The organism is Maribellus comscasis (assembly GCF_009762775.1).
Classification (GTDB): Bacteria; Bacteroidota; Bacteroidia; order Bacteroidales; family Prolixibacteraceae; genus Draconibacterium; species Draconibacterium comscasis.
In genome coordinates this window covers 1,063,787-1,077,387 of sequence record NZ_CP046401.1, presented here as the reverse complement: position 1 = coordinate 1,077,387, position 13,601 = coordinate 1,063,787, and the positions used below count along the sequence as shown (strand labels likewise).

Here is a 13,601-nt window from a genome sequence, read left to right as displayed (position 1 = left end):
TGTAACTTTTATATACATATTAAAGATTTACAGATGAAGATATTACTTGAAAACATAAAACTTCTTGTTCAGACCGAGGATTATCCTGTTTTATTCAGGGCCGGAGAAGAGATGTCCAGGTTAACCAATATACCCAATGCTTTTTTAATTATCCGCGATGAGATAATAGAAGAGTTTGGTCCGATGGAACATTTGAAAGATGTTTATATGGATGATGATTTGCTGATTGAAATAGATTGTTCTGACCGGTTGGTGTATCCAAGCTATTGCGATTCGCATACGCATTTGGTTTATCCCGGTTCCAGAGAGAAAGAATTTGTAGACAGAATCAGTGGACTTTCCTATGAAGAAATAGCAAAACGTGGCGGCGGAATTTTAAATTCAGCAAAATTACTGCACGAAAAGTCGGAGCAGGAGTTATATAACAGTGCGATGGAGAGGGTAATTGAAATTATTAAAATGGGTACGGGGGCAGTAGAAATTAAAAGCGGCTATGGTTTAAATACTAAAGATGAATTAAAAATGCTCCGTGTGATTCGCTGGTTAAGGGAAACAACACCTTTATGTATACGGGCAACATTTTTGGGAGCTCACGCTATTCCGGCAGAGTTTAAAAACAGAAAGTCTGATTATGTTGATTTGGTTATCAATGAAATGATTCCTCAGGTTGCCGGTGAAGATTTGGCTGATTTTATTGATGTGTTTTGCGATCGAGGATTCTTCTCAGTTGAAGATACCGAACGGATCTTAATGGCCGGAATAAAATACGGATTAAAGCCAAAGATTCATGCCAATGAACTGGGAAAAACCGGAGGTGTTCAGGCCGGGGTTAAGTACGGAGCAATTTCTGTTGACCATCTGGAACACATGGGAAAAGATGAAATTGACGCATTAAAAAATACGGAAACAATGCCAACCGTTTTGCCGGGAGCAGCATTTTTTTTAAATATGAAACTGTCTCCGGTTCGTGAAATGATTAATGCTGGCTTGCCGGTTGCATTGGCCTCTGATTACAATCCGGGGTCATCGCCAAGCGGAAATATGAGTTTTATTTCTTCACTGGGGTGTATTAAATACAATATGTTGCCGGAAGAAGTGATAAATGCAACTACCATTAATTCTGCCTATGCCATGGGAATTTCAGACAGGTTGGGGAGTGTTGCCCGCGGAAAGACAGCAAATCTTTTTATTACTTCTGAAATTCCGGGAATTGAATACATACCCTACAGTTTTGGTTCAAATCTTATTGAAACTGTTATTCTGAACGGAGAAGTACAAACCTTATAAACTCAGATGAAAAATATCATATGCATTTCCTGAAGGGTTGATTATTTTCGGGTTTAAATCGTTGACGAAAATATTTGTTTCATGAATAAACTAATAGAGTGTGTGCCGAATTTCTCAGAAGGCAGGGATTTAAATAAAATTAAACAAATTACCGATGCCATCGAGAGTGTTTCAGAAGTAAAATTGCTGGACGTTGACCCGGGAAAAGCAACCAATCGAACGGTTGTGACTTTTGTTGGTGAGCCGGAATTTGTGATTGAAGCTGCTTTTCGCGGCATAAAAAAGGCTGCCGAAATCGTAAATATGAGCAAACACAAAGGCGAGCATCCCCGTTTTGGAGCCACCGATGTTTGTCCGTTGGTGCCCGTGGCTAATGTCAGCATGGAGGAAGCTGTACAGTTTGCCCGGGAGCTTGCTCAAAGAGTAGGAACGGAGTTGGGAATTCCGGTGTTTTGTTATGAATTTGCTGCTTTTAAAAGCGAACGAAGAAGTTTGGCAAATTGTCGATCTGGAGAATACGAAGGATTAAAAGATCGAATTTCAACCGAAAAATGGAAACCGGATTTTGGCCCCGATAAATGGTCGGAAAGAGTGGCGGGGAGCGGAGCCACTGCTATTGGGGCACGTAATTTTTTGGTGGCCTACAATGTAAATCTAAATACAACATCTACCCGCAGGGCAAATGCAATTGCATTTGATATTCGTGAAGCAGGCCGGGTAAAACGTGAAGGAAATTCCTTAACAGGTAAGATTGTTACCGATGAAAATGGTGAACCGGTGCGTACCCCGGGAAGTTTAAAAAAAACTCGTGCAATTGGCTGGTATATTGAGGAATATGGAGTTGCTCAAATTTCAATTAATCTAACCGATATAACAGTTACACCAGTTCATGTTGCTTTTGATGAAGTTTGTGAACGTGCCCGCGAACGTGGATTGCGAGTGACCGGTTCGGAGTTGGTTGGATTGATTCCGCTCAGCGCCATGCTTGACGCAGGAAAATATTTTTTGCAAAAACAACAGCGCTCACTTGGAATTGCTGATGAAGAAATTATAAAAATTGCTGTTAAATCGCTTGGCCTCGACGAGCTTGGACCTTTTGAGCCAAAGAAAAAGATTATTGAATATGTAATTGCAGAAAACACCGGAAAAAAGCTGATCGATCAAACCCTGAAACAGTTTTCCGAAGAAACGGCTTCTGAGTCTCCGGCTCCCGGAGGTGGATCAATTTCAGCTTATGTAGGTTCACTGGGGGCTGCGTTGGGAACAATGGTGGCTAACCTTTCTGCGCACAAAAGGGGTTGGGACGAACGTTGGGGAGAATTCTCCAATTGGGCAGAGAAAGGGAAATATTTTCATTCGGTGTTGCTCAATTGTGTTGACGATGACACCGGGGCTTTTAATCAAATTATGACTGCATTTGCTATGCCAAAATCAACTGAAGAGGAAAAGACAAACCGAAAAAGAGCCATTCAGGAGGCAACAAAAAATGCGATTGAGGTTCCGTTTAAAGTTATGCAGCTTTCCTTTGATTCAATGGAAGTAATGAAAGCAATGGCCGAAGCAGGAAATCCCAACTCGGTGTCGGATGCCGGAGTGGGAGCACTTTGCGCTCGTACCGCCGTTGAAGGAGCTTTCCTGAATGTAAAAATAAATGCCACGGGTTATGAGGACAAAAACCGGCTTTCTCAAATATTAATGCAAGCGGAGAATTTGCTCCGTTCAGCAAGGGAAAAAGAAAAAGAAATTTTGGAAATTGTGAACAGTAAAATTGATTAGATAGATTTCAAATCTCGTATATCCTGTTTACACACTCCTGTAATAATAATTGGATTATCATCTATAGATAAACTTTGGTCAAATGCATTTAATTTTTGAATTTCTGTTTCTGTGAGATTTTTATTTTTTTGGGCTTCTTTCAGCAACGATTTAAAAGACGCTGCCTGAATTGACACCACTAAACGGTTATTATTTTGAAAACCAACTATATTTAGGGGTATTTCAATTTTGTTGAACTGCATAGTTATTTTGCTGATACTGTGCATCTTCCCGCTTTTTAAATTGAAAATAAGCTGTTCCGTGCTCAGGCTTCTCATACTGGCAGAAAATTCAGTCACTGTTTTTTCGAATTTATTCTTTTCAAGAAATAGTTTTTCGTTGTCGCTAAAGAGAACGCCCCCGGTTGTAAATACGGTTTTGTCACCCGTTTTTTGTGCGTTTTCTAAGTCGAAGATCAACCACGGATTCTTTTCAGACTGATTAATTTGAAATACTGTGTCGGAGCCTGAAGGTTGCAAAACAATTGAGTTTTTTCCCCATTTTGAAAAGGCAGGCGATGCCCCGGCCCACGTTCCGGGATGAGGCACTGGTTCTTTTTTTATCCCGTCTAAGATTTTGCCGTTAAACTCCTGGAAAAAATATAGATAACCATAAGCGGAAAACATTCCGGGAAGAATGGCGAGCACAGAATCGTTAAACAGTTCAATATTTTGAAGGTATCCTTTTGATTCAAATGGTATATCTGAAAGATATACCCTATTTTCAAGGTCATACCTGTAAATATAGTTTTTTGAGTAATCATGAAAGTAAAAACAGTGATTATTTTCATCTACTGTCCAGGCGTCAATTTGTGTGAATTCATTCGGTCCCTTTCCTTTTTTTGTTATTGTAGTAATGTACTTTCCGTCTCCGGAAAATAGAAGCAGCTTATCATAATCAACCGAAACGATATATTTTTCACCAACAAAACCTTTAAAATGCCGAAGCAAGGTATTTTCATTGGTTTCAAGCTGTATTGTGCGGATGTCGGCAACATACTCATCCAAATCAATTTCGATTTCATCATAGTTTTGCGTTAAATCAAAATAAAGGATGTTTTGTGATTTTTTTTCTGTTTTTGTGCAGCTGAAAAAAGCAAGGAAAATAAGAAAGAGACAAATAAGTGTTGAAGGATTTTTCATAATGTAAGTTGTATTTTTGTAAGTTAAAAATAAATATTTTTTTGCAATAAGTATTTGTCTGCAAATTGCAATGAAACAAAGATTTCCGGCTTTTGTAGTTGCGCCTTTCCTGCCATTAATTTAAAAATATTTGTATTTCGTTATTTCTTTATGATTAGTTTTTCCACTTCTCTGGAGCCATCGTTGAAATCAGTGACAATCAAATATATTCCGTCATTTAAGGTTGAAATATCAATTTTTCCGCTGTTTTTGTATGGCATTTTTACAATCGACGACTGCCCCAAAAAGTTAAATATTGATATTTTTTTAATTACACAATCATCTTTTGTAACTTCAAAATAGAAATACAAACGCGCCGGATTGGGGTATATTTTCAATTCTGCTGTTTTATCAACCAGTTTTTGTTTCGCTGTGTTTGTAATAAATGAAGGATTCTCAAAAATTTTATCCAGATAATCTAAACGATTTTTACCCCCCCTTGTGTGTATTCAATATTATTAGAATCAAAGAGTTCGCAATTCTCCCATGCTTTCAATTCATATACTCCGTTTGCGGTTAAATAGTGAAATTGTGTATTAAATGCTCCTGTTAAATTGTCTGCTGAGCGTTTGAATTTTGATTGAAACTTTTTTTGATCCCGACTTGTCAGAGATTTCCATTGTATAGTGTGTGTGGTGTAAGGTTTTGTTTGTTGGTTTGTAGTGGTTTTAACCGGGCTTCCGCATTAAATGTACTGGTTCCCTGCCTGTTTTGTATAAACATAGTTGTTGTGTGAAGCTTATTTATTTTTCCCCTTCTGTTATAATCCAACCATTCTTAAAATTCAAATCAATTGAAACATTACAAAAACCTACGTTTTCCAACTTTGTTTTATAATCTTCCTCTGATTTTATATTTGCCATTTTCCACCACTTTGTTCCTTTCTTTGGGTATCTGTTTATTATTAAGAATTTACCTTCTTTATCTAAAATCCTAAAAACCTCGGACAATGCAATATCGATATCCGGCCAAAATTGGATGGTCTCAAATGCGGTGACCAAGTCAAGAGAATTGTTGGCTATATCAATTTTATGAACTGAACCTTTTAACAGTTTCAGTCTTCCTTTTTTTAAATCCTCTCTGTTTAATTGGCCCGATAAATCAATCATTTCTTTTGAATGGTCAAGTCCCCATAAAATAAATCCGTCACTTCGTTGTGATAAATAGTTCAAAAATTTTCCACCACCACATCCAATATCAAGAATTCTGTAATTATCAGGAATGTCTTTTGTGTTTAAATAAGATGTGTATAAAGAAGTATGAAATTTATTCATTAGCCTTCCTATGATCTTTCCTATTGTTCCTGTTGGTTTTGCCCCTTGATTTTCTAATTTCATTTTAACTTAAATCAATATTTTTATTATGTCTGAACAGTTTATTTTCCGTAAGTTGTCCTCATATGGTTTATAAGCGAATGACGTTTTACTCAGTTCAAAGGCTATAAAAAGTGTTATTCAGCTACTTTAGCTTGGTAACTGTTTTATATAGATAATTTTTACTTTTCATTGGAAAAGGTAATTTAACGAATTTCGGTTTTTGACATTTTAAAAATAAACATAATTTCGAAAAGATGAGGTCGTAAATTTGTAGTTTGTTTGTTATGGTTCCGACGATGATTTTCTCTTGTTATCAATATAGGGGCTGCATAAAAGCCACGTTAAAATGATAAAAAGCAGTTTTTCTAAAAAGTGTGTTTTCCGGAGATATTGATTTTATTAGACCGTGATTAACAGAATTTTTAAGCCATCCCGCTTAGTTTTTTCATTTTTTCAGAAACAGTGCCTCTTTCTCCCAGCCGAATTATCCATAAAAGAAATTGAATCCATTTTTTTGAATGGGTAATAATTTTTGATTTCTCAGCAACTGCAGCGTCTCTGAGTTTTATTTCATCGGGCCATTTGTCTGATTCCTGACCTGCAACTGTATTTGCAAAATTCCAGGCTCCGTCGCGGGCAATTTCCATGCTAAAATCAACCAGGTAATTATCAAGTTTTCCCGATTTCGAAAGTATCCATTTTAATGCCGGCCAAATGGCGGAAAGACCAAATTGAACTTCATCTACCAAAGACGAAAGGATTTCGTTTATTTTATTAAAATCAGTTTTTAATTCCTGAATATTTTTGTTTGCCGAAATTTCTGCTGCAGCAATTCCCAGGTCGAGGTTAATGTGTGCATTCATTCCCAACAAAAGGTGCTGAAGAACCAACATTTTATTGTTCTTTTCCAATTCGAACGTTTTTTCCCAGGAGTGTGTAACCCATTGTTTTTGATTCCATGCGAAATAAGCATCAATGTATCGTTTGGCAAAAATTACATCCAGTTTTTCCATTCGTTTCCCATCATCAAAATAATCATTCTCTATTCCCTTTTTGACGTTGACGGTTACTTTTTGATACAGAACGGCAAAATAGCCCAATGGATTTTCATTTTTTGCAGTTTCGTTGATAATCGTTTCCAGTACCGATATTACATCGTCGATGGTTTGTATAAATTCCCGGTTCATTCGCTTTGAGATTTTTTTTGAAATCTTTTGAATGTAAACAGTTTACGAATGAAAGAGTTGAATGAAAATAAATAAATCCGGCAAAAACCGGATTCTTTGATTATTTTATCAGGCAATGATTTTGTAAGGTTGACGTCAGCCTTTAAGAAGATTAAAATCTTATTTTTTCTGAAGTGAAACTAATATAATTATAGCCAGACGCGCTACAACAAAAACAAATATTCCAAAAAGCGGGTCAACAAGTGCCATTTTTAACCCTCCGGCAAGCAGTTTTGGGGTGAGTTCTCCACTTGCTTCAACAGCATTAAATGCACTGATAAGTCCAAAAGTACGCCCCATAAATCCCCAGGCAACGGCAAACCAGCCAATGTGTGTCATCAGTTCTTTCGATTTCTGATTGTCGCCCTTTTTTACCAGCGCAAGAAAAAACAAGGCCAGAATTACAATCAGGCAAATAAAGATAACGACGGTAAAAACGGGGCCTCCATCAATAAATTTTCCGATAATTGATTTCATAATTTATGTTTTAAAATTAGTTGTATTGAATAATATTTACAATTACTCCTGATTAGAATTGTAAAGAAATTTTACTGCGTGATACAAACAGGCTAAAAGTGTCTTTCCATTTTTGTTTTTTATTTCTTGACAGACTCTTAATTTATCGATATCGGATTTGAAAGGATTGAAAAGACAATTCCTGCTTGATTTCTCCAATTCCTTCCACTTTTGTACTAAACTTTTTGCCTTCCAATTGCGCAGTTGCATTAAAGCAAATAACTAACGTCATTAAGATCAGATAAATGAGTTTTGTTTTCATCGTTTATGTAAATTATCAGGTTATTTAAATTTTATTCATATCTCAGTGCTTCAACCGGATTTCTTCTCGCCGCATTCCAGCTGTTTAAATTTACAGTTAGCAATGCAATTCCGAAAACAAGTACTCCGGCAAGTCCAAAAATCCACCAACTCAGATTAATTTTATTTGCAAAGCCGTGAAGCCAGTTATTCATAATAAAATAGGCGGCAGGAATGGCCAGAATAAACGCAAATGCTACCCACTTAATAAATTTTGTATTTAGCAATAATAAAATTCCAAGGGTATTGGCACCATTTGCTTTCCGAATGCCAATTTCTTTTGTTTTACTTTTTGTTAGAATTGTTGAAAGATTTACCAGCCCCATAATTGAAATTAGAAGGCTGATAAAGGTAAATAGTTTTATTAATGTATTTATTTGCTGGTCTTTGTCGTATAACAGAGCTATTCTGTTATCAAGAAATTGAGTGTCAAAAAGAACTTCGGGATAAATATTATTCCAGGTTTTTTCGATTGACTGAACGGCATTTTTTAAGTCACTACTTTCAAGTTTTATGTTTAAATATTTCATTTTGTTATTTCCTAAATAAAGCACCATCGGTTCGGCTGGATTATGTAGCGAGTTGAACCGGGCGTTTTTTAACACGCCAATAACTTTGGAATCTCCGGCCAGTTTTTGGCCAATCATATCCCCGTTAAAACCACAAAAATCAATAAAAGCTTCATTAATAATTATCGAGTTAAAGCTGCTGTCTTTAAATGTTTTTGCGAAATTTCGCCCTTCTTTTAAATGCAAATCCAGCGTTGGAATATACTGATAATCAACACCCATTGTCTTAACAATTTTGGTCACGGTTTCTCCATTGCGTTGTATCTGAAAGTGGCTTGTACCCATAATATTGCCGGGAATATTTGTTGACAGGGCGACATTTTTTATTTGCGGGTTCCTCTGGATTTCGTTTAAAAACGGATTAATGTTTTTTCCTGTTCCGGCAAGGTTGTTTAAATCAATAATTAAAATATTCTCTTTATTAAACCCCATATCGCTTTGTAGTAAAAAGTTAATTTGGCGGGTAATAATTATCATCGAAATAATCAGTATACTCGATAAAGTATATTGTATTACGGTTGAAGATATTCCAAACCTGTAATTTGTTGGGCCGAGCACTTTTAACGAAAAAGGGTGGAGCAATTTTATGCCCTCCTTTCCCATCTGATTAACAAAGGAAATGGAAGAAGTAATAAGAACAAGTGCTACCAAAAGAACAGCAGAAAGTTTAAATATTTTTAAAATATGAAATACCGTTTTATCGATATTCGTAACCGATATTAAAGCAGACAAGCTAAAAAAATAAATTAAATAAGCGAGTACGAATGAAGTGAATATAAAAAAGAAGGAATTAGCTGTAAATTGTTTGTATAGGGTAAAGTGCGAGGCTCCCAGTATTTTTTTAATGCCAATTTTTTTTGATTGTATTATATTTTGGGTGAATAACAGATTGGCATAATTGATAATGGCAACCGAAAGGATAAAAAGACCAATCATTATCAGTAAATAGATATAAGTTTTATTCCCTTTTTGAAGATCGTAATCCATATGACGCGAAAAATGTAATTCTTTTAAAGATACCGCAACAGGTTTGAATTTTGCATTAATGGCATTGCCAAATTCGGCCATGTATTTTTTATAAAATGAATCGAAGTTATCAGTTATTGATATGATACTGGTATTGGGTTTCAAAAGAATAAAATGGTAGGCAGAAGGCATCCAATATCCTTCTGAAATTTGAACCGGTGATAAATTTTCGAGCTTGCTCCATCTGTTGCCAATCGAGAACAGCACATTTAATTTATGGTGCGAATTTTCAGGAGAGTCCTTTACAACACCTGCTATTTTTAGAAGCTGTCCATCTTTTATTAACGATTCGCCGATTGGATTTACATCGTCAAATATTTTTTTACTTAGGCTTTCATTGATTACTATTTCGTCCGGATTATTAAAAATATTGTCATTACTTCCATAAATAAACTCAAGGCTAAAAATATTAAAAACATCGGGGTCAGCAGAATAGGCTTCTTCAACAATAAATTGTTGGTTGTGGTATTCAAGTACAGTCTGCTGACGGATAGGAATCAAACGTGTAAACGCTTCCACCACAGCGAAGTGGTTTTTTAGTTCGGGGCTCAAAAGTGGGCCCAAAACCGCATGTGTAGCTGTGTTTTCAGCGGCAATAATGTCTCCGCTGATCCGGTATATCCGTTTTGCTTTTTTGTGCTGACTGTCGTAGCTTAATTCGAAAGATACATAGGAGTAAATATAAAACGTTGACACCAGGGCAATGGCTAAGCCCAAAATACTTAAAAGCGATGTTTTGTCTCTTCCAAACAAATTCTTAATGGCTAATTTTAGAATTATCAGATTCATGATTCGTAAGCATTTTTAGAAATTGAATTAATTTTATTATTTGTTTCATTCCTGAAAATCATAAAGATGTGTTTACAGCTTATAGCCAGTGTGTCCGATCCTGTGTCCACCAGGAAAACGTCACCAATGTTTTTGTATGTTGTATCGGAAAATTCCACCGTATTTGTCATTATCAGGTCGGGCCATTCTGAAACCGGTTTTTCAATCCAGGCTTCTTTCAAAATTGTCTCTTTGGTTTTCCCGCAAGAACTTATAAAAAGTAAAAGGACAATTGACAGTATAAAATTTAGGTGTCGAATCATACGATTTTTTTATCCGGTTAAGGAACATAAAATCAAAGATATTGCTGAATATCATTCATAACATTTATTTGCGACGGATGGAGCTTTTTATGTCAGTTTCCGCAGAAAAGAGACCGGAAAACTAAAACAAGGGTTTTATATGCAATGCCACCGACAAAAGCTGCAATTCGTAGATAAATAGCAGCGAATACATCAAATTTCATTAATATTGTTTGATGAACCGACGGAAAAAAATAAAACTCAAAACTGTCCTGTTTCATTTTTTATTCTGGATAAGTGTTTGGTTTTTCTTTTACTATTTTTTTAGCTACAATTCCAGCGATACGGTTTATATCACCACTTTTTCGAGTTGCCTGCTTCCCATAACCATGATGGTGACCTATTTTCTGGTTTATTTCCTTATTCCCAAATACCTGCTCACTAAACGATATTTTTTATTTGGCTTATATAGTTTTTATACCCTTGTATTTTCATCATACATTATAGCGTTGGTAATTTACGGTTGTCTTATTTTTCTGCTCAGTTTTAATGTCGCGGTAATGCCGCCCATGAGTAAAAACTTCTTTTTTATTCTTGTTTTGGTTTTCCTTGTTTCAGGCGTGGTTAGTTTTATTACGTTACTAAACCATAATTTCACAACCCTTTCAAAAAACAAAGAGCTTCAGAATAAGATTTTAGAAACACAATTGCAATTGAAGGAACAGGAACTTCATTATCTGAAGATGCAAATTCACCCGCATTTTCTTTTTAACACGCTAAATACCATTTATGGTTTTGCCTTGAAACAGTCGCTCCAAACACCGGAAATAATTCTAAGATTGTCGAATCTGCTCGATTATATTTTGTATCAGGTAAACAAACCACGGGTGAGTTTAAAAGAGGAGGTTTTGCACATCAAAGAATATATTGAGCTGGAGAAAATCAGGTTTAAGGACACGTTGAAGGTTATTTTTATTTCGGATGAAATTGACGAAAACATTCAAATTGCCCCGATGTTATTGATTCCCTTTGTGGAAAATGCTTTTAAACACGGTAGCCTGATGGATGGATTTCTGCATATCGAAATAAAAGTGACGGTAAAAAATAACAGTCTCAATTTTTTAATCCGGAATACATCTTCTGAATACGAGGCGAATCAAAAGGGCGGAATAGGATTGGAAAATGTGCGTAAGCGATTGGAGTTGAATTATAAAGCAAATTATAATTTAGATATAGCCCGACGTGAGCGTTGGTTTTTGGCAGAGCTTAATATTTCGAACCTAAACTTTCAAAAAAATGACTGAGCAAATCAATTGTATTATAGTTGATGATGAACCTGTTGCACGGGAAATTTTGGAAACACACCTTTCAAAAATCGACAGGGTAAATGTGTTGGGAAGTTGCAAAAATGCGTTGGAGGCTTTTGAAATCATTGGTAGTCAGAATGTCGATTTAATTTTTTTGGACATTAATATGCCTGAAATATCGGGCTTGTCATTTGCCAAATCCATGAATAAAAACAGTAAGGTTATTTTTACCACTGCCTATCGTGAATATGCTGTGGATGGTTTTGATTTACAGGCTGTTGATTATTTGTTGAAGCCCATTTCCTTTGAACGTTTGCTTCAGGCTTTGAACAAGTATATGAATGAGAATATGCCGGTTAAAGTGATTGATGCTGTTCAGGTTGATGAGGAAAAAAGTGACTATTTTTTTGTGCGTTCCGATCGGAAAATGGTAAAAATATGTTTTAACGAAATTTTATTTGTCGAAAGTTTAAGTGACTATATAAAGATTTATTTGAGTGATAAAACTGTTGTAACGCGCGAAACGATTATCAATATTGAAGCTAAACTTCCACAAAAGGAATTTATACGCACTCATCGTTCATATATTGTTGCCCGGAATGCAATTGAATCCTTTACAAGTGAGGTAATTGAAATTGGAAAAAAACAGATTCCCATCAGCCGCACTTATAAAAATGATGTGTTGGAAAGATTGGAACAAGTCTGATTTTAGTCTTTTAGTTCATAACTAACCAAAATCATGTGGTCAATTTGATCGAGACTCACATTGTTCATTTCTCTTGTTACTTCTTCACCCCAGCAGAACCGGTAAACTTTTTGCCCGTTAAATTCATCTTCCCAAAACATTCCGAAAAAAAGTAATGGTGTTTTTTTGTCGTAAAGTATCTCATCCTGTTTCACATCCATCCATGCGTGATTTTTACAAAATTCGGGAGAGATATCAAATCTTGCAGAGAGTTGCATGCCGGGGTGGGAAAGTGTGATAAAATAAACCGAGTCTTTTGCCGAATCGATTTTTGACATAATTTTCAACTGTCTTTTAGTTAAGTCATTACTCCACCTGCCAAAATTATATTCCTTATGGTTAATAATTGAATCATCTGCTATTTCATCTAAGTAAATAGTCAGGTTGTGGACTGTATCGGCCTCTGAAAAATTGAACTTATGAATTTCGATATTGGCCAGTTTTAAAGCACTTCTTATATCACCGGAGTTTAGTTCTGTGACTAATTTTTGGGAGAATAATAATGTCGAATAGAAAATGAAAAATAAGGACAGGAAAGTAAATCTTTTCATTTTTGTTTGGTTTGAATTATTCCCGGTTGCAAGCAAAAAACATACCAGTCAAAAAACTATAAAAACTTCCTGATAATTTTAAACTTATTAAGTTCGTTTATAAGGTACCGACGAATGATGCAGATGAATCTTTAACTTTTGGTTTTCATCGCGGTAGAAGCCAAATGTATACTCAACTTTGGTTTCGCTGCCTTCATAATCTGTAAAAAAATAGTTACCCATGGCAATTGCATATCTTTCTTTTAATATAAAATCTGAATTTTCAAATCTTACATCTTTCCATGGTTTTAAGGCAAAACCAACATCGTTTGGAAATTCCGGATTTCCGCCAATAAAATAAGACAGGGCGGCTTCAAAAGTTTTACGAAACTGTTTGTTATTCGCCATTGTCGGTTTAAATAAAACCGTTTCCTCGCCATATCCGTACAATTTTTGTACATGTTCGGCTGCTGCCTTTTTGAAGTCCTTTTTTTCTATATAAGACTTTCCAATTCCCACAAGGCCATTTGCCCATTTTTCCTGAATTTCCTGAATTTCTTCCTGGGTAATTATTGGAACCATATTTGTATTTTTTGTTGTTCGGTTTTTATAAACACTTGTTTCAAGAAAAGGTTGTTTACCGATTGAATTGCTTTTTTCCGGTATCTATAAAAATACAAAATTTTCATCAGAGTTTGGTTTAGAAGAAAATA

At 35.6% G+C, this 13,601-nt stretch carries 14 protein-coding genes; 4 read left to right on the top strand and 10 right to left on the bottom strand.

What is annotated here, in order from left to right:
- The first annotated feature begins 33 nt into the window (after nucleotides 1-33).
- Complete coding sequence (gene hutI, locus GM418_RS04425; RefSeq protein ID WP_158863548.1) at nucleotides 34-1,287, top strand: imidazolonepropionase; 1,254 nt, start codon at nucleotides 34-36, stop codon at nucleotides 1,285-1,287.
- A gap of 81 nt (nucleotides 1,288-1,368) precedes the next feature.
- Entirely contained in the window at nucleotides 1,369-3,063 is a 1,695-nt protein-coding gene (ftcD, locus tag GM418_RS04420; RefSeq protein WP_158863546.1) for a glutamate formimidoyltransferase, read from the top strand.
- Here the strand turns inward: ftcD and GM418_RS04415 are convergent.
- From GM418_RS04415 to GM418_RS04380, 8 genes are all read right to left on the bottom strand, one after another.
- On the bottom strand, nucleotides 3,060-4,244 hold the full coding sequence (locus GM418_RS04415) for a 6-bladed beta-propeller (protein WP_158863544.1): 1,185 nt from the start codon (nucleotides 4,242-4,244) through the stop codon (nucleotides 3,060-3,062). The genes ftcD and GM418_RS04415 overlap by 4 nt on opposite strands.
- Before the next feature lie 140 nt (nucleotides 4,245-4,384).
- Nucleotides 4,385-4,621, bottom strand: coding sequence for a T9SS type A sorting domain-containing protein (locus tag GM418_RS04410; protein ID WP_158863542.1), 237 nt, complete (start codon nucleotides 4,619-4,621; stop codon nucleotides 4,385-4,387).
- A 405-nt stretch (nucleotides 4,622-5,026) separates the two neighbouring features.
- Nucleotides 5,027-5,620, bottom strand: a complete 594-nt coding sequence (locus GM418_RS04405) for a class I SAM-dependent methyltransferase (RefSeq protein ID WP_158863540.1) — start codon at nucleotides 5,618-5,620, stop codon at nucleotides 5,027-5,029.
- A gap of 401 nt (nucleotides 5,621-6,021) precedes the next feature.
- Complete coding sequence (locus GM418_RS04400) at nucleotides 6,022-6,786, bottom strand: DUF5995 family protein (RefSeq protein WP_158863538.1); 765 nt, start codon at nucleotides 6,784-6,786, stop codon at nucleotides 6,022-6,024.
- Between the two features lie 159 nt (nucleotides 6,787-6,945).
- A complete protein-coding gene (locus tag GM418_RS04395) occupies nucleotides 6,946-7,302 on the bottom strand; it encodes a MotA/TolQ/ExbB proton channel family protein (RefSeq protein WP_158863536.1) in 357 nt (118 codons plus the stop codon).
- A 142-nt stretch (nucleotides 7,303-7,444) separates the two neighbouring features.
- Complete coding sequence (locus tag GM418_RS04390) at nucleotides 7,445-7,603, bottom strand: hypothetical protein (RefSeq protein ID WP_158863534.1); 159 nt, start codon at nucleotides 7,601-7,603, stop codon at nucleotides 7,445-7,447.
- A gap of 31 nt (nucleotides 7,604-7,634) precedes the next feature.
- On the bottom strand, nucleotides 7,635-10,025 hold the full coding sequence (locus tag GM418_RS04385) for an ABC transporter permease (protein WP_158863532.1): 2,391 nt from the start codon (nucleotides 10,023-10,025) through the stop codon (nucleotides 7,635-7,637).
- Nucleotides 10,022-10,327, bottom strand: coding sequence for a hypothetical protein (locus GM418_RS04380; RefSeq protein ID WP_158863530.1), 306 nt, complete (start codon nucleotides 10,325-10,327; stop codon nucleotides 10,022-10,024). The genes GM418_RS04385 and GM418_RS04380 overlap by 4 nt, the downstream gene beginning before the upstream one ends.
- Nucleotides 10,328-10,542: 215 nt before the next feature.
- Here GM418_RS04380 and GM418_RS04375 point away from each other — a divergent pair, with 215 nt between their 5' ends.
- Together GM418_RS04375 and GM418_RS04370 are read left to right on the top strand one after the other, a co-directional pair.
- Nucleotides 10,543-11,610 carry a sensor histidine kinase gene (locus tag GM418_RS04375; protein ID WP_158863528.1) on the top strand — a complete coding sequence of 356 codons (1,068 nt, stop codon included), beginning with the start codon at nucleotides 10,543-10,545 and terminating at the stop codon, nucleotides 11,608-11,610.
- Entirely contained in the window at nucleotides 11,603-12,319 is a 717-nt protein-coding gene (locus GM418_RS04370) for a LytR/AlgR family response regulator transcription factor (protein WP_158863526.1), read from the top strand. The genes GM418_RS04375 and GM418_RS04370 overlap by 8 nt, the downstream gene beginning before the upstream one ends.
- Nucleotides 12,320-12,321: 2 nt before the next feature.
- Here GM418_RS04370 and GM418_RS04365 read toward each other — a convergent pair whose 3' ends face one another.
- Nucleotides 12,322-12,909 carry a DUF5041 domain-containing protein gene (locus tag GM418_RS04365; RefSeq protein WP_158863524.1) on the bottom strand — a complete coding sequence of 196 codons (588 nt, stop codon included), beginning with the start codon at nucleotides 12,907-12,909 and terminating at the stop codon, nucleotides 12,322-12,324.
- A gap of 87 nt (nucleotides 12,910-12,996) precedes the next feature.
- Nucleotides 12,997-13,470 carry a hypothetical protein gene (locus GM418_RS04360; protein ID WP_158863522.1) on the bottom strand — a complete coding sequence of 158 codons (474 nt, stop codon included), beginning with the start codon at nucleotides 13,468-13,470 and terminating at the stop codon, nucleotides 12,997-12,999.
- Nucleotides 13,471-13,601 lie beyond the last annotated feature (131 nt).